24 protein-coding genes are annotated in these 18,552 nt (G+C 62.4%); 3 read left to right on the top strand and 21 right to left on the bottom strand.

Features of this window, described 5'->3' with window-relative positions; translation table 11 throughout:
- The 11 genes from AC4GMC_RS00905 to AC4GMC_RS00855 form a co-directional block, all read right to left on the bottom strand.
- Window positions 1-580 (bottom strand): phage tail tube protein (locus AC4GMC_RS00905; protein ID WP_488047574.1); only part of this gene is annotated, 580 nt, incomplete at its 3' end.
- A gap of 25 nt (window positions 581-605) precedes the next feature.
- Window positions 606-1,025 (bottom strand): acyl-CoA transferase, encoded by a 420-nt coding sequence (locus AC4GMC_RS00900; RefSeq protein ID WP_487880277.1) that lies wholly within the window; start codon window positions 1,023-1,025, stop codon window positions 606-608.
- Window positions 1,022-1,651 (bottom strand): DUF6441 family protein, encoded by a 630-nt coding sequence (locus tag AC4GMC_RS00895; protein ID WP_487880276.1) that lies wholly within the window; start codon window positions 1,649-1,651, stop codon window positions 1,022-1,024. The genes AC4GMC_RS00900 and AC4GMC_RS00895 overlap by 4 nt, the downstream gene beginning before the upstream one ends.
- On the bottom strand, window positions 1,648-1,959 hold the full coding sequence (locus tag AC4GMC_RS00890; protein WP_487880275.1) for a head-tail joining protein: 312 nt from the start codon (window positions 1,957-1,959) through the stop codon (window positions 1,648-1,650). The genes AC4GMC_RS00895 and AC4GMC_RS00890 overlap by 4 nt, the downstream gene beginning before the upstream one ends.
- Window positions 1,959-2,972, bottom strand: coding sequence for a major capsid protein (locus tag AC4GMC_RS00885; protein ID WP_487880274.1), 1,014 nt, complete (start codon window positions 2,970-2,972; stop codon window positions 1,959-1,961). The genes AC4GMC_RS00890 and AC4GMC_RS00885 overlap by 1 nt, the downstream gene beginning before the upstream one ends.
- A 25-nt stretch (window positions 2,973-2,997) precedes the next feature.
- Window positions 2,998-3,369 carry a head decoration protein gene (locus tag AC4GMC_RS00880; protein ID WP_487880273.1) on the bottom strand — a complete coding sequence of 124 codons (372 nt, stop codon included), beginning with the start codon at window positions 3,367-3,369 and terminating at the stop codon, window positions 2,998-3,000.
- Between the two features lie 6 nt (window positions 3,370-3,375).
- Window positions 3,376-4,422 carry a head maturation protease, ClpP-related gene (locus AC4GMC_RS00875; protein WP_487880272.1) on the bottom strand — a complete coding sequence of 349 codons (1,047 nt, stop codon included), beginning with the start codon at window positions 4,420-4,422 and terminating at the stop codon, window positions 3,376-3,378.
- 4 nt (window positions 4,423-4,426) lie between these two features.
- Window positions 4,427-5,941, bottom strand: coding sequence for a phage portal protein (locus AC4GMC_RS00870; protein ID WP_487880271.1), 1,515 nt, complete (start codon window positions 5,939-5,941; stop codon window positions 4,427-4,429).
- Window positions 5,942-5,952: 11 nt separating this feature from the next.
- Complete coding sequence (locus AC4GMC_RS00865) at window positions 5,953-6,168, bottom strand: phage head-tail joining protein (RefSeq protein WP_487880270.1); 216 nt, start codon at window positions 6,166-6,168, stop codon at window positions 5,953-5,955.
- 3 nt (window positions 6,169-6,171) lie between these two features.
- Window positions 6,172-8,172: a phage terminase large subunit family protein gene (locus AC4GMC_RS00860; protein WP_487880269.1), complete on the bottom strand. Its 2,001-nt coding sequence runs from the start codon at window positions 8,170-8,172 to the stop codon at window positions 6,172-6,174.
- Complete coding sequence (locus AC4GMC_RS00855) at window positions 8,120-8,680, bottom strand: hypothetical protein (protein ID WP_487880268.1); 561 nt, start codon at window positions 8,678-8,680, stop codon at window positions 8,120-8,122. The genes AC4GMC_RS00860 and AC4GMC_RS00855 overlap by 53 nt, the downstream gene beginning before the upstream one ends.
- Window positions 8,681-8,826: 146 nt before the next feature.
- On the opposite strand from AC4GMC_RS00855, the gene AC4GMC_RS00850 reads away from it, so the two are divergent.
- The 3 genes from AC4GMC_RS00850 (at window position 8,827) to AC4GMC_RS00840 (ending at window position 9,653) form a co-directional block, all read left to right on the top strand.
- Window positions 8,827-9,096 carry a hypothetical protein gene (locus tag AC4GMC_RS00850; RefSeq protein ID WP_490391436.1) on the top strand — a complete coding sequence of 90 codons (270 nt, stop codon included), beginning with the start codon at window positions 8,827-8,829 and terminating at the stop codon, window positions 9,094-9,096.
- Between the two features lie 5 nt (window positions 9,097-9,101).
- Window positions 9,102-9,320 carry a hypothetical protein gene (locus AC4GMC_RS00845; protein ID WP_487878489.1) on the top strand — a complete coding sequence of 73 codons (219 nt, stop codon included), beginning with the start codon at window positions 9,102-9,104 and terminating at the stop codon, window positions 9,318-9,320.
- Window positions 9,321-9,410: 90 nt separating this feature from the next.
- Complete coding sequence (locus AC4GMC_RS00840; RefSeq protein ID WP_487878490.1) at window positions 9,411-9,653, top strand: DUF3489 domain-containing protein; 243 nt, start codon at window positions 9,411-9,413, stop codon at window positions 9,651-9,653.
- Here the strand turns inward: AC4GMC_RS00840 and AC4GMC_RS00835 are convergent.
- The 10 genes from AC4GMC_RS00835 to AC4GMC_RS00790 all read right to left on the bottom strand — a co-directional run bounded on the left by AC4GMC_RS00835 (window position 9,635) and on the right by AC4GMC_RS00790 (window position 18,545).
- A complete protein-coding gene (locus AC4GMC_RS00835; RefSeq protein ID WP_487878491.1) occupies window positions 9,635-9,955 on the bottom strand; it encodes a DUF7220 family protein in 321 nt (106 codons plus the stop codon). The genes AC4GMC_RS00840 and AC4GMC_RS00835 overlap by 19 nt on opposite strands.
- Entirely contained in the window at window positions 9,952-11,211 is a 1,260-nt protein-coding gene (locus AC4GMC_RS00830) for a site-specific DNA-methyltransferase (protein ID WP_488082351.1), read from the bottom strand. Before AC4GMC_RS00830 ends, AC4GMC_RS00835 begins: the two co-directional genes overlap by 4 nt.
- Before the next feature lie 569 nt (window positions 11,212-11,780).
- Window positions 11,781-12,227 carry a DUF6362 family protein gene (locus AC4GMC_RS00825; protein WP_487878493.1) on the bottom strand — a complete coding sequence of 149 codons (447 nt, stop codon included), beginning with the start codon at window positions 12,225-12,227 and terminating at the stop codon, window positions 11,781-11,783.
- Entirely contained in the window at window positions 12,220-12,423 is a 204-nt protein-coding gene (locus AC4GMC_RS00820) for a hypothetical protein (protein WP_081940150.1), read from the bottom strand. The genes AC4GMC_RS00825 and AC4GMC_RS00820 overlap by 8 nt, the downstream gene beginning before the upstream one ends.
- Window positions 12,420-12,956: a crossover junction endodeoxyribonuclease RuvC gene (locus AC4GMC_RS00815; protein ID WP_487880205.1), complete on the bottom strand. Its 537-nt coding sequence runs from the start codon at window positions 12,954-12,956 to the stop codon at window positions 12,420-12,422. The genes AC4GMC_RS00820 and AC4GMC_RS00815 overlap by 4 nt, the downstream gene beginning before the upstream one ends.
- Window positions 12,957-13,318: 362 nt before the next feature.
- Window positions 13,319-15,694 (bottom strand): AAA family ATPase, encoded by a 2,376-nt coding sequence (locus AC4GMC_RS00810; RefSeq protein WP_487884309.1) that lies wholly within the window; start codon window positions 15,692-15,694, stop codon window positions 13,319-13,321.
- Window positions 15,691-16,449 carry a hypothetical protein gene (locus tag AC4GMC_RS00805; protein ID WP_487880207.1) on the bottom strand — a complete coding sequence of 253 codons (759 nt, stop codon included), beginning with the start codon at window positions 16,447-16,449 and terminating at the stop codon, window positions 15,691-15,693. Before AC4GMC_RS00805 ends, AC4GMC_RS00810 begins: the two co-directional genes overlap by 4 nt.
- On the bottom strand, window positions 16,449-16,655 hold the full coding sequence (locus AC4GMC_RS00800; RefSeq protein WP_487880208.1) for a DUF6511 domain-containing protein: 207 nt from the start codon (window positions 16,653-16,655) through the stop codon (window positions 16,449-16,451). The genes AC4GMC_RS00805 and AC4GMC_RS00800 overlap by 1 nt, the downstream gene beginning before the upstream one ends.
- Window positions 16,648-16,866 (bottom strand): hypothetical protein, encoded by a 219-nt coding sequence (locus AC4GMC_RS00795; protein ID WP_487880209.1) that lies wholly within the window; start codon window positions 16,864-16,866, stop codon window positions 16,648-16,650. The genes AC4GMC_RS00800 and AC4GMC_RS00795 overlap by 8 nt, the downstream gene beginning before the upstream one ends.
- Entirely contained in the window at window positions 16,863-18,545 is a 1,683-nt protein-coding gene (locus AC4GMC_RS00790; protein WP_487880210.1) for a DEAD/DEAH box helicase, read from the bottom strand. Before AC4GMC_RS00790 ends, AC4GMC_RS00795 begins: the two co-directional genes overlap by 4 nt.
- Window positions 18,546-18,552: the final 7 nt, after the last annotated feature.

The raw sequence follows: 18,552 nt of genomic DNA, 5'->3' as shown, positions 1-18,552 counted from the left end.
AGACGACATTGCCAATATTCGCCCCGTTCCGTGTAATCGACCCGTTGAAATGCCCAAAGCGTTTCAGCGTGATAGTGGCGGGCGTCCCAACGGATGTGCTGGTGGCGATTTCCTCGCCCTGTGCCACGATGCTCGCGGTAGCCGTCAGCAGACCCGATCGCGCCATCTGCCAATTCAGGCTGTCGACTATGCAGCCGGAATACATCGCAAATCGCGGCACCTCTGGCATCCCGGTCTCGACCGAGAACGACGGCAGCGCCCAGTTTCCAGAGCGGAACTCGTGGGTGTAGGGTGCGTCAGTTCCAGTCGTCGTAGGCGCTCCAAATGCCGCCTTCAACCAGAAGCCAAAGGCCTCGGCATCAATCGGGATCACCACATCCCCGTCCGCTGTCACGGCATCCTTGATCGGCGCCTGCGGATCGCGGCCATACCCCAAGAGTTCTGAGGTCTGCAGCGGTTGCTCCGCCCCCAGGGACGTGCTGGCGAAGGGCATTTTGCTGAAGCCGCTCGCAGGCGGCGTGCCATATGTGGTCTCGAACGCTATCGCCATCTGCGCCCGCGCCCCTTGGGCTCGTGCCATTTTGTCTCTCCTCAGATTAGCGGGGTCAGCTGAGCGGGTCAGCCGTGGAATAGGAAAGGATTACTGGGATCACAGCTGCTTTCAGGCTTGCCGCACCTTCAACAGGCAGATCGATCGGCTGCGGTGCTTCCGCCTCCACCCAGTCGCAAAGGCCGTCCAATGTTCGATTGGCGGTGATCATCGCGCCGATGCTGACGCACAGTGTGTCGAAGGTAGCGTCACGGTCGTTCGTACCTTGCACGACCACCTCTATCTCGGCGCGGTGCTGATAGTGATAGCGCAGCGGCGACAGCGTGACGTCCGGTTCCCCCGGCTCACCGTCACGCAGGATTAATAGACCCTGAGCCGGGACGCGCTCGGGCAGGACATCCCCGCGCAGTGCACCAGTAGGCAGCATGGAAAAACGAGTGTGCAGTGCGGTCAGGATGGTTTCGCGCGCACTCATAGTTTTGCCTCTAGCCAATTCGCCACGATCAGCCCCGGAACTGCCGCCAGCGCGCGGTCAGCGTCGCGCGCCAGATTGAGCCGTTTCGCAAGCTTCACTTGTGGGACCAGCAGAAAGATCGGCACGGTGCTGCGTCCGCGACCGGTTTTGGACCGAGATGCCACGCCTAATCCACGATTGTTCAACCGACCATCAGCCACCAGCAGGCTTGGCCCGCGCCGCCGATAGACAAACCGCAGCCGAAGCCCGCGCCGCCGCTCCCATTCGCCGGGGGTGATCCTACCACCGCGCAGGCCACGACCTGCAGCAGGCGTAGGGATTGCCAGCCAGAAACCGTCCTTCGAGCGGATCAACGGCCCGGTCTCATGCGCCCCGATGATCTGGGGCGCCTTCGACCAGACCAGCGCAGCTGCTTTCAAGCTTTCGCCGGTTTTCGGATAGGTCTGGCTTCGGATCGAATTCGACAATCGCCGACCAAGGCCTGCTTGCGTGATCTGCTCGCGCCATGCGGTTTTCAGGTCCGTGCCAGCTTCTTGCATAGCCGTTGTCACAGCCTTTTCGCCGGCTTCAATCTCGGCCGCCATCACGGCGACGAGGCGGGGTGTGATGTCGAGGCCAAGCTTCATGCGGGGGTCAGTTCAATCGTCCAAATGAGCCGCTCACGATCCCGCCGCGGCTCACCCTGGATCAGGAAAGTTTCCTCGCTGATCAGGATCTGCTCTTGCGGGCGTGGTTCCGGAATATCCGCCACCCGAACATCGATCCGGGTGGTGTCAGATATGAGCCGCGCAGCCCCGAACTCAGTGATCTCGTCAGGACGGCGCAGAATACCGCGCGCTCGGGTGAACTGCCCCTCGCTGTCCCGATGCCAGATATCAACCGAGAGGTTGGCATCAAGGAACAGCACCCCGAGCGCATCAGCGAAGGCGCTCATCAGGTGCGCTTGGCCGAGCGCAGGACTTGCGGCCGGGTGCAGATCGGCAGCGGGTTGCTTTCGATTTCGAGACGCACCCATTCATCGCGATCGCGATCGGGGATCATGCGGGCATAGAGCGGCAGACCCAGAGTATTTACCGTCTCGAACGTGTCGGCCGGGGCGTAGTAGATCTCGAAGAGCCCCTCGACGCCTTCGGGATAGAAATACGCCTTGTCAGTCGGCACCCCGAAGCCAAGCCCGCCCCGATAGCGACGGAAGGTGATGCCGCCAAAGCTGACCTCTTCGCCCACGCGGCCGCGCAGATCTGCCGCCGCGGCGGTATTCAGATAGGTCTCGCGCACCTCCTTGTGCGCCACGAGATCGGCGAAGAAGGCCGAGCCGCATTCAGCGCGGAGCTGCACCTGACCGGCGGCCAGCCCGCCAAGGCTGTCCTCAACGCTTTCGATCATCGCTTGGCAGCGTTTGCGTAGCGCCCCCGAGGCAGGGGTTGCATTGTCGAGATCAAAATCGACCTCGGCCGCCGGCGTGATGCCGAACTCTGTGTAGTAATTGATGACCGTGGCCCCATCCTTTGGGTCCTTAACCAGGCCCTGAATGCCGTTGAAAAGGTGGAACTCGAAGGTCGCCTCGGCGTCGTTGCGCAGTCGCGCCATTTTGCGAGCGACCTCAGTTTGCACCTGTTGGGTGGCAGTATCAGAGCCGAAGTCACGGATGCCCTGGATCTCGGAGGCCCAAAGCACATCCTGCTTTTTGAACTGGCGGCAGACGAAGGCGCGCATATCGCGGCGCTCTGGCACTTGTTGCTCATAGGCCGAACCACGTTCCGAGAACGGGATCAGCGACAGCGTACCATCGCGGCTTTCGATCATCACGGTGCGCTGGCGCACCCCGCGCGAGCCAAAGAGGTCGGAGCCTGAGAGGATCGCCGGTTTGAAGGGAATGTTTTCAAGTGCACGGGTGAGCTCGATAATGCTGAAGGCGTCGCCTTCAAAGATGTCCATGGTTGCCATGTGTGGGGGTCCTTATTTCAGAGGCTCAGCGCAGAATGATGCCGAGCGAAGCAAGCGCATTAGTGGCCGCGGTGATCTGGGCCTCGGTCGCGCCCTCGGGCCAGACGAGCTCGTGGCGGTTGACGATGGCAGGGCCGCGCAGGAGCGCGACGCTCGGGGCATCGGCGTCACTCGCGTCACCCCCGGCCCATAGAATGCCAGCGGCGTTTTGACTGCCGTTCGTCGCAGTCGGTGTGAACCCGGTGTATTTGCCGCCCGTTGTAATCTTCCCAAGCACGGTGCCGGGCGCGAGCTTTCCGGCTCCGGAGGAGATGGTCACGGTTTCTCGGGTGTAATCGCGCAGGACTTCCCAGACGAGGAAGCCGCCCGCGTGTTTGCCTTCAGTGAGCGTGGTCATGGACGCTTATCCTTTCGTCTTGAAAGTACGGGCGATCACATCGCCCCAGGGATTTATGGTAGCCGCGCGCCCAGGCTGGGCATGGGCGGCGGTGATATCAGGGGTGTTCTCCGCCTTGGCGGCAAGAAGACGGCTCCGGACATCATCGAGGCTGGCATCCTCTTCAAGGAAGCGTCCCGCCATCTGTGGCTGGCCCGCAAGGCGGCAGAGATCGATTACCGCCCGCGCATGGGCAATGGCCTCGGCACGGATGGCACCGGCATCCTGCGCAGTGTTGGCGACCGCAACACTGCTCTCAGACGGGCTGGATGGGCGGGTGTTCTCGTCGGAAACACCCAAACCCGCCCCATCCGCGTCAGAAAGGGTGACAGCAATTGACGTAGCTTCACCCGTCAGGGGCTTGACATGGCCAAGATCACCATCGTCGGCGTCGCCGTTGGAATGGTCATCGCCTTCACGCGCCGCTTCGGCCAACTCAGGCGGAGCATTGCGGAACCGCGCCACATCGAAGGAGGCGGCGATTTTCACAGGCTCGGCAATGCGGTCGATGAACCCAAAGTCCAGCGCATCCTTAGCATCAAGCCAAGTCTCCGCTGCCATCAGGGCGGCAATATCATCATCGGTTTTGCTTGATTTCGCGGCATAGCCTTGGATCAAGCTGCCTTTGACCTTATCGAGCGCTTTAGCTGTGGACCGCATGTCTTCGGCCGTGCCCATCACTAGCCCGGATGGATCATGGATCATCAGGAAGGCGTTTTCCGGCATGACGATCTCGTCGCCCGCCATGGCAATGTAGCTCGCAGCAGAGGCCGCGATGCCGTCGATCCAGACAGTGATCTCACTCTCATGCCGCTGCAGGGCGTTGAAGATGGCCACGGCGTCAAAGACCGACCCACCCGGGCTATTGAGCCGCAAATCGATCGGAACCCCGTCGGGCAGCGCGCCGAGTTCAGCCAAAAAACCCTTTGCAGTGACGCCATAGGCGCCGATTTCGTCATAGATCAGCACTTCCGCCCCGGTGCCCCGGGCGCGGATTTCGTACCAGCTTTTCATCAGATCACTCCTGTGGATTGTTGCGACCGGTCCCTTTCGGACCGTCGCCATTGCCGGCCTCAGTATCGTCGTTGGAGTCGGGCTGTCGCATCGGCGTCGCTCGTGCCCCCTGCGTCTCACCGGGGCCAGAGCGGTAGGTCAGGCCCAAGTCTGCTGCGCGTTTCGCGTCCGACGCATTTTCCCAATCGACCTCTTCAATGTCGTAGCCCGTCGCCTCGACAACCTTACGGCGTGACGTGAGGCCTGCGTCCATCGCCAGCACCTGCGCCTGAATATCTTTGAGCGGATCGACCCAGTCCCAACGCGGCGGGATCCATTGCACAGGCCACGCAATAACCGGATCTGCCTCCAACGCGCCCGAGAGCACGGCTGTTTCCAGCCAACGCCGCCAGATTGGGCGACAAAGCTGATGGGCAATGACTCCGTGCTGCAACTGACCGATGCGCCGCCGGAACTCGACCAGTTCGGCCCGAAGGCTTGAGTAGTTCGCCTGCCGGACATCGCCGGTGACAAGGTGATAGGGCAGCCCCAGCGAGGCCGAGACCGCGAGCAACGTGCGGTACTGGAATGCCTCATACCCGCCGCCAACATCAGCCGGGCTCGAGAACTTCACATCCTCACCCGGCAGCAGAACCTGCATCGTGCCAGGCTCAAGGCTGGCGAGTGCGGCGCCATCAAGATCGGCTTCGCCTTCGCCCATCATCGGATCTTCAGGCGCGGTCTTGGTGATGAATCCCGCGAACATTGCAGCCGTCTTTTTGCGGTCAAGCTCGGCGTCATCATATTGGTCCAGCAAAAAGAGGCGCACCATGGCCGGGGCGATATGTGGCAGGCCCCGGATCTGGCCCGCATCAATGGGGCGGTAGATGTGCAGCACCTCGTCGGCCGGCACGCGTACCGTTTCGGGCACTGCCACCCGCTGATCGGTGCTGTCGCCCGGATGGCGGCGGCGAAAGTGATAGGCCACCCGCCGCCCAATCAGGTCGAATTCGATCCCGCAGCGGATGCGATTGCCGTTCGGATCCGTCTCGATCTTCTCGAAAGGCAGCATCTCCGACTGCAGAAGCTGCAACTGCAGCGGCACCAGCAATCCATCCTCCGCCCGCCGTGGCCTCATCCGCACGAAACACTCGCCCGCGACAAACATCTCGCGAGCGACCATGGCCTGCAAGCCGTAGAAATCGGTCAGCCCATCGGCATCCGCCTCATCCGTCCAGGCGAGCCAGAGCTTCTGAACCTGGTCGCGCAGCGCCGCGTCAGCGATGAGCGACGACGGCTTGATGCCATCGCCGACGAGGTTCGCGGCAAAGGCCTCACAGGCGTTCGCCGCGTAGCCGTTGGTGACGACCAGTTCCCGCGAGCGCGCCAGGAGCTTTGGGCCACCAGAAGCAACCAGCGCGTTTATGTTCTCGAGCGGCGGGTTCCAACCGCGCAGGCGGCGCTTGGCCATCGCTCCCTCTAGACGGGCGCGCATAGCGTCAGGACCGCCGGTGGCCCGGCGGCGGAACAGGTCGAACATTCCCATTTTTGTTAGAGCCCCTTGGCCGTTGTCACGCAGACCTGCCGCACGATCCGCCGTCCTTCAGCCGCAGCGATCTCACGGTCCAGCGTTTCAATGGCCCGGTCGATTTCGGCGACGCTACGATAGTCCACCGTCTTGCCGTCATAGCTGACCCGAGCGACGCCGGAGGATCGCTGTGCCGTGAGCGCCTCGCGGCGCGCGCGCAGTTCTGTGATTGTCGGCATCGCTTACCTCATGTAACTGGACCGTACAGTGCGCCGCTGTTGTCCTGCACGACGAGAAGAGGACATGGTGCTTCCCGCCCCGTCCTCAGCCATATCCTCTGCTGTGATTCCGACCTGTGCTTCCAGATCGGCCCACCGCGCATCAGACCAACGGTCAGCCCCCAATATCCAAGCGGCTGCACGGGCATAGACGCGACAATCCAAAGCTTCATTGCGTTCGCGCAGCTTCTGCCATTCAAGCCGAGCAAAGCCGCGTTTGGTACGCACCGTGATAAGTTGTTCGGCGGTGAATTGCTTCAACCACTCGCCGTCCACCCATTTTGGTAGATGGATGGTTCCAGGCGGGCAAGGATGCCCAGCCTCGATGTCCTCCCTAGTCGGTCGGTCCTGCCGCAAATAGCGATAGGTTTCAGTCTTGAAGGTAGAGGTGGCGACGGTCCAGAGCCGCGCTCCGCGCCGTAGCCGTTTGCCCGCGACGGTCGCGTCCACATACGTCGGGCCGGTGACCGGGCTCGCGCGATTGAAGCCTTCGACGCCTTTGACCGGGGCCACCTGCGCGAAGCCGACTTGTCGCGACCAAGCATATACCGCGCTGGTCTCGTAGCCGGTGTCGATGGCGAGGCGGGCCAAGGTCATCGGATTACCGGAGGCATGCTCCCATGTCTGGCCGAGCAAATTGGTCAACTGCTGCCAGCATGCAGTGTCGCTGGGCCCACCTTCGATAACAATGTGATCGACGAGCCAGCTTTCGAGCCCGCGGCCCCATGCCCAGACATCGACCTCGATCCGATCCTTTTGGACGTCCGCCCCGGCAGTCAGGAACAAGCCCCGCTCTGGAACAATGCTTCCTTCCAAAGTCTCGCGCTGGTCCGCCAAACGCTGCCAGTCCGGCGCTTCGCCAGTTTCGACCCACGTTTCGCCAAGGATCGTGTTGCGAAACGCCTTGATCGCCTCATCCGACCCTTGAGCCGCGTCCCAGGCCCGCACAATCCGTTCCCAGCTCAGCCAGCCGATGGGCGAATAGAGCGCCGAGAGGTGATAGCCGACGGTATTTGGATCCGCCGCCGTGGCGGTTGCCCGCCATTCGCCAGCCTCCAGCATCGCCGTCTTGTGATGCTCCGCGATAGACGCCTCGCAGCCCTCGCAGTGATATTCCACTGTTTCCGGCTGCCCCTTCTGCCAGCGCAGCCGTTCAAATTTGAGCCACTGCATCGCGCCACAATGCGGGCATGGGACAAAAAACCGGCGCTGATCACTGGCCTCATAGTCCCGTTCAATCCGGCTCATCCCCCGTATCGTCGGGGTTGAGACCAAGAACACCTTGCGCCGGTGGGCGAAGGTCAGCGAACGCGCTTCCGCCAGCGTAACCGGATCACCCTCATCGTCGGCGGACGCCGGATAGGCATCGACCTCGTCGAGAAAAATGTAGCGCGCCGGGGTCGAGCGCAGCCCTACGGCCGAGTTTGCCCCGGTCATGATCAGGATACCGCCCGCGAATTCCTTGGACAGCATCGTATTGCCCGCGTCACGAGATCGCGCCGGCTTGACCCTCTCGCGGAGCTCCGGGCTCTCATCAATCAGCGGATCTATCCGTTGCCTTGAGTTCCGCTTAGCCAGTTCCACGGTCGGCTGGACCGCGAGCATCGGCCCCGGCGCCTGATGGATCGCAAAGCCGATCCAGTTGTTGCCCGCTTCCGTCGCGCCAACCTGCGCCGCCTTCATGAACACGATCCGCTGTGCCCGGTCGCCAGGCGAAAGCCTGTCCATGATCTCGGCCATATAGGGCGTGCGCGCTGTGCGATACCGACCAGGTTCCGCCGACGCGCGGCCCGAAAGCATCCGATGTCGGTCCGCCCATTGCGACACGGTCAGGTCCGCATCCGGCGTGAGACCCGCGCCCCAGGCGCGCAGGATTTCTGCCGCGCCATCGAAATCCGGCATATCGTCCGCATCATCGGAGATCAGGTTTGACCTCGGCAAGATCGTCGAGCTGGGCACGGACATGTTTTTCCAAAACTTTCTGCATTGCGGCGGGCTCAACGCCCAAATCTGCCGCCATCAACGCGGCCGCCCGCGCGGGCCAGTTGACCCAGACATCACGCTCCTGCCGCGCCAGCCGAAAAACCAGCGACAGTGCGCGAGCCCGGTCGATCAACTCGCCTTTCAGCTTTTGCAGCCGCAAACGACGTTCCTGCGCCTTCAGCACTTCATTGGCCGTCTTGGCCTGCAAAAAGGTGGTGCCACCGCTATTTGCCGGAGCCTCAAGCCCTTGTTCCTTCAGAGTGTCACCCACTGCCGAGACAGCCGCCTCTGGCACAGGCTTGCGTCTTGGCTGCGGCTTCTTGCGGGTTTTGGATGGGTCGGTTGCCTCAGCGCGCATTGCATCGCTTGCAACCGCATTGATGCTGCCATCCTCGTGCAGCACCAGCCGTCCTGTCGCCTTGGCCTTCTGGATCGCACCGCGTGAAAGACCAACGCGGGTGGCGTATTGGCGCTCGCTCAAACCCTCCATTGCGCGCTCCGATTATCATTCAAAATCATGTGCTTATGTCGTTGATAAGCCTCCGAAGTAGAGCGAACGTGGTCTCACGAAGACGATGCAACTCACCACCGCGATCAAGCAGCGCAGCGGTCGCGCAAAACCAAGGAGCCGCCACGATGACCCGATTGAACCCGATCACCACGCCTCGCCACCAACTGCGCGCCGAAAAGGCCGCGCGGAACCGCGAAGCTGCGATCAAGGCCTTCATGGGCAAGAAAGCCGAGATCGACGACATGCTCGCCCGGCTTCAGAGCCTCAGCGACGAGCATTTCAACTGCCAACCCGACGAAATCAACTGGGGCCATGTTGGCACCCTTGAGCATTACGCCAGCCTGCTGAAGCGCATCACCGACAGCGCCTTCAACGAAGGCGAGCACGCGGAGTAAGCGCCATGGAAACCAGCACAATTCGTATCGCAATTCGTGAACTGCCCGATCAATTCGATCGCAGCCGCATCACCACAGTCCTTGACGAGATCGAATGCGCCTTGATGGACGACGGTGGCGTTTATGTTCGCGCCTACGCCGACAGCATGACGATCACCATCGAGGTGCCCACCAATCAACTGATCGACGCAGCCGCCTGTCTGAAAGACATCGGTCTGGTCTGAACTGCACAGACCTCAAGATACGCCCCGCACTCGCGGGGCCTGTCTCGGTAGAAGGACGCATGTCGCGATCCTCAAATACTGGAGACACATATGGCTCAGAAATCCACACCGAAAACAACCGTTGCACCCCCGCACCAGACCAAGCAGCAGATCGTGATTGACCTCCTGCGTCGGCCCGAAGGTGCGACCATCGAAGAGATCACCGCTGCCACCGAGTGGCAATCGCATACGGTGCGCGGCGCCATGTCCGGCGCGCTCAAGAAAAAACTTGGCCTCGCTATCACCTCGGAAATGGTGGATGCGCGCGGACGCGTCTATCGTATCGAAGACTGATCCCGCGCCGCTGCACCGCCGAAGTCACGGCGGTAAGGGAGTCTTGCGCGAACAGAGCCGTCGCTTGTCTGGAGCGGCGGCTTTGTCGTTCGGACCCGAATGGCCTCGAACACCCGCCGCAGCACATAGGACCGCACGATGCTGACGACGGTAAAGACCGCCCCCATTTGCAAGTTCTGGCCCAGCGTCGTGTGCAGCCCAAACATCGGGAAGATCAGGATCTGCGTCAGTACAGCGACGCCGTAGCCAACCGTGACATTCGCAATCGCTTCACAAAATGACATCAGACGGGATTGCTTCATTGGCTACCCCGCTCTGAGCGCAGATCATCAAAACTGGTCCCGGCGCCTTCAAGAACAGCGTGCTTGCCAGTAAACTGCTGCCACCGTTGAACAGCCACATCGACATACGCCGGATTAAGTTCAATCCCGTAGCAGACCCGCCCCGTGGTTTCCGCCGCGATTAGCGTAGTGCCCGAGCCCATAAAAGGCTCGTAGACAGCTTGGCCCTGGCTGGAATTGTTCAGGATCGGACGGCGCATACATTCGACGGGCTTCTGGGTGCCGTGTACGGTTTCCACGTCCTGATCCTTGTTCGCGATCTGCCATAGCGTCGTTTGTTTGCGGTCGCCCGCCCAGTGGCCCTTGCCGGTTTTCTTCACAGCATAAAGGCACGGCTCGTGCTGCCAGTGATAATCACCGCGGCTCAGCACCAAGCGATCCTTGGCCCAGATGATCTGGGACCGGATATTGAAGCCGGAGGCCTCGAGGCTATCGGCAACAGTGGTCGCATGCAGCGCGCCATGCCAGACATAGGCCACATCGCCAGGGAAGAGCGCCCAAGCCTCGCGCCAGTCAGCGCGGTCATCATTTAGCACCTTGCCGGTGCGCTTTGTGGCGGCGGCTCCTGCCTTGTTGCGCCAGCCGGGATCGTAGTCGACGCCGTAAGGCGGATCGGTCACCATCAGCTGCGGTTTCACATCACCGAGCAAACGCTCGACATCTGTAGCCACGGTGGCATCCCCGCAGAGCAGTCGATGCTTTCCAAGCACCCATAGATCACCCGCACGGCTGATCGGGGCCTCGGGCGGCTCGGGAACATCGTCCTCGCCCTCGCGGGATGCTGTTTCAGGGTCGACCTCACCGGCCAGCAACACCTCAAGCTCGGCATCATCGAATCCGATGAGCGACAGGTCGTAGTCCTCGGCCAGCAGGTCATTCAACTCAGCCGATAGCAACGCTTCATCCCAGGACCCTAGTTCCGTCAGTTTGTTGTCCGCAATCCGGTAGGCCCGACGCTGTGCTTCGCTCAGATGTCCCAGCACGATCACGGGGGCCTCACGCAGCCCCAGCTGCGTGGCGGCAAGCACACGGCCGTGGCCTGCGATCAATTCTCCGTCGTCCGCGACCAGGCACGGAACGGTCCAGCCAAACTCGGCCATGCTGGCCGCGATCTTTGCGACCTGATCCGCGCCATGCATCTTTGCGTTCTTCGCATAAGGCTGCAGCTTTGCAAGCGGCCAAGTCTCGATTGCGTCAGGGGCAAAGCTCAGGGTCATTTCTTCGGGCCTATCTATTGAGCATTTTGGTTTGGCAGCCAGCCGTGGTAGTTGGCACGATCGCGCTTTATCCTCGGGTCATCGCGATGGGAGGGGGATGCGGCTGTGCGATATGCTCCAGTCGACGTCATTACGCTCGATACTGAGCGGGTTCGACGGCACTGCTGGGAGGAGGTGTCGTCGAACTGGGCAGTCAAACTTGGACTCCGGACACCAGCAATAAGCTTGGACTCCACGAAGGGTCCAGCGGCGGCCAAGGCATCCAGCTCCAAGGGTTTGTTTAATTGTGGTTTTTGTCAGATCACAGGTGGATACCCGCTGGGGTGGCTTCCCAAAAAACGGGCCCTGTCGCTAGCGATATTGCGCGCCTCGCCCCCCCGTATACGTTTGGGGCCCAGAAGGACCCGCGAATTCAGTGGGTTAGCCCTTTGGATCCCATCTGGACCCTTGGTTGGACCCCGGAAGCCAGCGCCGCAGGTCGTCCCGCACGCGCCTCTCCCGAGTATATCCAATTTGTAGCCTCTCAGCCGGAAACTGTAACCCTTTGCGATGTCTCACTGAAAATTCTGTCACAGGACGATTTTCCTTGACAGGTTGTTCGCGTTCTCGACCACGAAACGCCGTGACCGCTTCAAAGGCGGTACGCGCCCATTGAGCCGCCAGGTGATCAGCGCGAGGCCGTATTGCCAATGGCGGTTGGCCGCCGGGCGGCTGATCCCCATCTCCCAGCAGATCGGTTTCCACGGCGTGCGTTCGGCACGCAGCCAGACGATCCGGGCATCATCCCGCTCCAGCCAGCGCAGCCAGAGCAATGCCTCCTCGGCCTCAGAGATCTGGCGCGGACCCGGCCGGGGGCGACGCATCTGCGGTTCCTGTCCGACCTTGTCCGCGAAGCTGTGGAAATACTCGGGCCAGGCGTTGAAGAAGCCCTGGGGCATGACGCCGGGCAAGGTGCGGAAGACATCGGCCGCACTCTCCAAACGGTCCTTCACGCGCGCTGTGGTCCACTCACCCATGGCGCGCCTCCCGTTCCCGCTTGCCATACAGGCGCTCGCCAAGCTGGCGCACCAATTCCCGTTCGGGCCAGGTCAGCCGGTCATCGTCGATTGCAACGGCGAGCAGTCCCTGTTCCTTCCAACCATCCCGTTTGACCTCGTCGGGCTGGCGGCGATGCCCGCCATATCCCTTGGGCGTGAAGCGCATGCCGGTCATTGCGCACCTCCGTGGGTTTCCATGGCCCAGAGCAGGATCGCGATGGCGTCAGCTTCATTGTCATCGGCCGGGCTGAAGCCACGCGCCCGGACGGCGGCGATCATGGCGTCCTTGTTGGCGTTGCCCTTACCAGTGGCGTGACGCTTGATCGTCCCGACAGGCACGCCCTGATAAGGCACCCCGCGCATCTCGGCCCATGCGGTCAGCGTCGCCATCAGCCCCCCGTAGACGTGCGCTGCATCCGTGCCCGCGTGGCGACGGACCTCCTCGAACCAGATGGCGGCGATAGGACCGGACAACCGCTCCAACTCGCCCAGCCAGTTCGTAAAGCGCAGGTATCGCATCCCACCGCCATCGAACCGGCCGTTGCGGAACGATGCTGTGCCGCTGGTGATCAGCCCTTCGGCGCCATGCAAGGCCCAGCCCGTGGTTGTGCCAAGATCGAGCGCCAGCAATGTGCGCTGGCCGTTAAGCGCGGGCGGCACATTTCGGACGGCGTTCTGATTGGGGTTGGTCATGGTCTGGTCCGCCATGGGCTTTCTCCTTTTGTGATTGGCTGCTCGAGGGGTGGAACGGGTCAGACTGCGACCCGAGAAATTGCCCAGGGGTAGGTGGTGGCTCTCCCCGCCTGTAGCGGGGAGGACACCTACCCCTTTAGGGGGGACTTTTCTGAAATCTGAAATCTGGCGTAGGACACTGATTTTATTGACCAAATCCAGATTGCGGAGCAAATTTCGGAAACACCCTTCCGAAATCTGGAAAGGACCTTCCAAGTCTCTGAAACTAAATGGAAAAAGCCAGATTCCAGATTTCGCCAGGATTTCAGATTTCGCAAAATCTGGCCAGATTTCGGAATTTGGACGCCAGATTTCGGAATGGATCCGGAGCGGAAAAATCATGCGTCACCCCCTTCCGGATAGACCCAGATGGCGGGGTTTTCGACCGGCAACAGGGCTCCAGTCTGCGGGCATTTGTAGTGGCTGGGGCGCACAGGAACATAAGCTTGGCCAACCTCGCCGGTGTCCGGATCGACCTTTTCACCATCGGTCGCCAGTTCCATGTATTCCACACAGAGATAGCCGTACTTGCTGCGGTCAGATGCCAGGCCGAGATCGCTCGCCGCGTCGCCTTTGACGAACTTGATCACCCCCTTGGTCGTCATCACATTCAGCCGGTCCCGAATGGTTGTCTGCCCACTGAGGCCGCTTTTGTTCTCAAAAGATTCGGCGAACAGCGTCATCGTGTACATCCGCCCCGCACGCGCTTCGCGATCGAGAATGTTGACGATAACCTCGCCTTTGCGCACACGCTCGGCGTCATGCTTCGCGCCAACCTCCTGGCGCACCAACCGTTCGTTCATCGGGTTGATCTCGACCCATTGGCCGCCGACCTTGTCGATCACCTTTGGCGGCAACGCGGGGCCATTGCGCAGCTCGATCTCCAGCTTTCGTTGCGAGCAATCCTCGTCGGGCCGGTGCAGGATCAAGCCGGAGGTATAGAACCCGCGCAGCGCGCTGGCGCCGGAGAGCGCGAGAAACGGATCGTCCTTCACCTGCTGCTTGCTGAGCTTCTTGGTGTGGTGGATCAGGATCACCCCGCAGTCGGGGTCGATATGATCGCGCAGCACCTCGACCCGTTCCTTCAGGAAAAACATCATGGCGGTGTTGTCGTTTTCGCCGCCGCCATCGGGCCCGCCGTCAAAGAGGTTCCGGATCGGGTCGACGCAGAGAATGTCCGGCGGTGCATCCGGGAACGCGTTTTGCACGGCGCGCGCGACCCGCACGCTGCCTTCGTTGTCGAGCAGCATCTTCAGCTTGGGCGTGGCGACGAAGGTATCGCGCGCGGCGGCCAACACCTCTGGCGGCAGGGCAATCTGCTTCAAGCGTTCCCGCAGATAGTGATACTGGATCTCGGCCTGCAGATAGAAGACCCGTAGAGGCCGCGGCGGGGTGAAGCCGAGGAACGGCACGCCTGCGGCCATGTGCACGAGCCAGGAGATCAGCAGGTCGCTTTTGCCAACCTTGGGCGCGCCACCCAGCACCAGCAGCCCGCCCGGCGTCAGCACGCGCGGCGCAATGATGTCCTGCGGCATGGGGCTCTGGTCGTCCAGCAGCGCGCCGAGCGTGAAGGCAGGCATGTCCTCCGGCCCCGGTGCACCATTGGTCAGACGGATCAGGGGCAGTCCGTATTTCTCGACATGCAGGTTCCAGAGCCGCTCGGACTCGCGCTTGAGCCGTTCCACCGGCCACTGCGGCCGCAGCATGGCGGCGTTGTAGCCACAGATGCCTTCCCAGCCCTCGTCCTTTGTCATCCGGCCCTCGTGGACCATACGGATGAAATACCCGATCGCAGCAGATGCGCCCTCGAAGCGGGACCAATCGTCCTGCGCCCCCTCGCGCACCGGGGTGACCAGCACATCGTCCATCGCCGGTTTGTCGGGATGGCTGAACTCGGGTTGCAGGGACACGCCCGGCGCGGGCGGCATGTCGGTCACGGCCTCCATGAACTCGGCCAGGTCGCGTTCGCGGTCGGCGTTTAGCTCGACGATCCGCACCTGCGTTTTCAGGCTGTTCTTGTAATAAACGCTGCCTGCCACCCGGATCGGCTGGTGGGCCGAGCGGAAATGCATGTCGCCACCGACCTTGGCCGCGATGTCGCCGCGCAGTCGGGTCACATGGCGGATGTCGTCACCCTCGGCAGGCTCGGTCAGTGTCCACCACACGTGCGCTTTCCGCTGCCCCTCGGGCGTCACACCACCGCTTTCAACCACCATGGTCGGTGCGCCGAGGTGGCGCTCCAGATGGGCACGCTTTGCGGCAATATCGCCGGTGTCGAGGTCGACGACCACGGTTTGCATCTGCAAGATCTCGGCGGCCTTGGCCTGGCCGGACGCGGCAACGGTGCCGGGAATTACGTAGACCGCTGCCCCCTCCCGCGAGGCCCATGTGGCGAAGGTCGCCATCTTTTCGGGCGCGGCCTGATCCGCTTCCAGCCAGATGTTATGCGGGCGGCCATCGATGCCCTGGCCTTTGTCAATGAAACTACGGACCGGAATCAGGCCTTCGCAGTAGCCGAAGACGACCTGCATGAACTGGGCGATCTGCTCGGGATCGGGCTCGTCGCCGAAGACGTCGATCTGCGGGGCCGCGTCGTTGAAATCGCGCCACGGGTTGAAATGGACGATGTTCTCCTTGATCTCATCGGGCGTCGTGTCGTCGCGCATGGTCGGGTCCTGCTCGGGGTTGGTTGGGTCGGTGGGCTCGTCGGTCATGTGGCCAGCCCCCAGCACCGCTCGGCATGGGCACAGAACCGGCATTCGAAGAAGTCGCGATTGGAAGCTATCCGCGGTAGCAACTCGCCAGCATCTGTGGCCTGCAGGATCCGCACGGCGCGATCGGACATGCGCTGCGCCAGATCAGCATCGAAGGGGACGAGCTCGTGGTGCAGCTCGGCCGTGTCCTTGTTGATCGCGGTGAACAGCGCCGGTGCGGACGATATTCCGGGCACCGAGGCCTCCATGTAGGCTTGGTAGATCGCGATCTGGGCGGCATAGACGGGCTTGGAGACCGTCACGCCGTCCTTCACGCAGGCGCGCCAGTTCTTCGCGTTCATGGTCTTGCATTCCCAAAGCGCCAGGGTGCGCAGACCAAATGCTGCCGGGGCATCAGCGATGATCCCATCGACATGCCCACGGATGCGACCGCCCGCGACGGAGAAGCCGAACTGGCCGCCATCGCGTTTCTGGGTGACCAGATCGATCCCGGCTGCGCGCAGCCAGCGTATCGCGAGATCCTCGAGCTGATGCCCGATGGCGAAGATCCGCAGCGTTTGTCCGCTGAAGTCGGCACCGCCATCCTTCGGCGCACCGGCGAACTCGAACTGCAGCGCGCGTTCGCAGGCGTGGCCCAGGCGGGACGCGCCAAGATAGGTCCTGGGCGGCGTGGCCTGGCGCTCGGCAATGAGGGCTGCGTCGACCAGTGCGTTGATCCGCTCGGCTGTGGAGGGCCGGTGATTGAAGTCCAGCATCAGAATGGCACCTCCGGTGTCTGGACCCGGGCGATATCGGACATGGCCTCACGGAAGCCCTCGACGGCCTCTTCGATCAGGGCGCGCACCTGTGCCTCGGTCAGATCGGCGAAGGCTGTCTGCCAGCCGATCTCGTCCATCAGCAGTGCGACGCGTTTCATGGTGGCGGTGACGGCGGCGCGTTCCTCTTCGGTCAGATCAACCATGGCAAAACGCTCCCGCGCCAAACGCGTCCAGAAGCCCTGGCAGGGCATCGAGCAGAACCAGGCCGATGGCCGGGGCCGCTTCGACCGGTGTGGATCGCGCCAGCCAAAACCACGCGTGGGTTGCCGGCAGACAGCACAGAGCGTGCCACGCGGATGCCAGAGACGCTGCCGCTCCTCGGCCGTGATGTGATGTGAAGATGTCATGGGTCATGCCGCTCTCCGTTCGGATCCGGCCACCGCGTTTACGGCGGCTTGGATGGCCCGTTTGTTGAAGCCGAAGGTCATCAGCGCCGAGGCGCGGTAGCGCGTCAGGCCGAAGTCGTGCCGGCACTCAGGCGGCAGGTATTTCAGCTGCTTGTCGGTCGGTGGCTGGCGCAACCACGCCTTGGTCTTGAAGCCGCTTTCATCGCTCTCGTGGGAGTTCAGCCAGTCGTCGGCCTGCGCGAGGCAGACGGTGCGTTCGCCGACGCCCAGCAAGCGTGGCCGCTCGCCCTTGGCCCCGCCGATGGCGTACCAGACGCCGTCCATCCAGAAGATGCCGCCCCACGCCGTAAAGCCCGTGGCCATCAATGCATCGTCTGAGCCGAAGAGGTCCACCCAAGCGAAGCTGGAGCGTTTCAGCATGTCGATCTCGGTCATGACAAAGCCCGAGAGTGGCACTGCCTCCGCGCCCGTTTCGCCTGCATCCTGCAGCAACACCTCACCACAGAGCGGGCATTCGGTGGTGGCGAGCGGAATTTCTGCTTCGCAGGTCGGGCAGAATTTAGTGGGGGCTTCACCAGTGCCGATCTTGCCGTCCAGATCGACATCCTGTTCCAGCGTGCCGTGGATCAGGCTCGATGTCCCGAAATCTAGCACCACGCAGTCGGTCTTGACGATGCCGGGATGCTCCTCCGGATCAACCGTGCGCAGCCCGCGCCCGACCATTTGGATCATGGTAGATTTGTAGGAACTGGGCCGAAGGAGCACGACGCAAGAGGTGGGAGGGTGATCCCAGCCCTCCGTCAGCACAGCGACGTTCATGATGACGCGGATGACGCCTGCCGCGTAGTCGGCGAGTATGGCCTTGCGGGTCTCGGCCGGCAGATCGCCGTGGATCAGCGCAGCCGTGATCCCCGCCGCGCGAAACGCCTCGGTCACATGTTCCGCGTGGGCGACGGTGGAGCAGAACACGACGGTCTGCCGGTCGCCCGCCTTCTCACGCCAGTGGCGGATCACCTCGTCGGTGACTGGCGCGCGATCCATGATGTCGGCCACCTCGGTCATGTCGAAATCCGCACTGGTCTTTCGGACCGATTTCAATTCCTCCTGCACGCCAACATCGATGACAAAGGTGCGCGGCGGCACCAGGTGGCCCGAGGCAATCAACTCACCCAGACGCACTTGGTCGGCGACATTGTCGAAGACCTCGCGCAGTCCCTTGCGGTCGCCGCGGGTCGGCGTTGCCGTCACCCCGAACACCCTCGCGTCGGGATTGGCATCGCGCACCCGGTCGATGATGCGGCGGTAGCTGTCCGCCACCGCGTGATGCGCCTCGTCGATCACGAGCAGATCGAGGCGTGGCATGTCGGCGAGGTTCGGCGCCCGCGCCAATGTGGGCACCATGGCGAAGGTGACATCGCCGCCCCAGGATTTCTCGGTGGCGTCGATCACCGAGGTGGATGCCTCCGGCACCACACGCTGGAACTTGGCGCGGTTCTGCGCCGTGAGCTCGTCGCGATGCGCCAACACACAGGCCTTGGCGCCATCACCAATCATCTCGCCGGTGACCGCCGAGAGCATGATCGTCTTGCCCGCGCCGGTGGGTGCCACGCCGAGCGTGTTGCCGCTTTGGCCAAGCGCAGCCACACTGCGCTCGACAAAGGTTTTCTGGCGGGGACGCAGGCGCATGACCGAA

The sequence above is a fragment of the Thalassobacter sp. genome (assembly GCF_982993085.1).
Note: the sequence above shows the minus strand (reverse complement) of the source record. Positions and strands in the feature narration are given on the sequence as shown.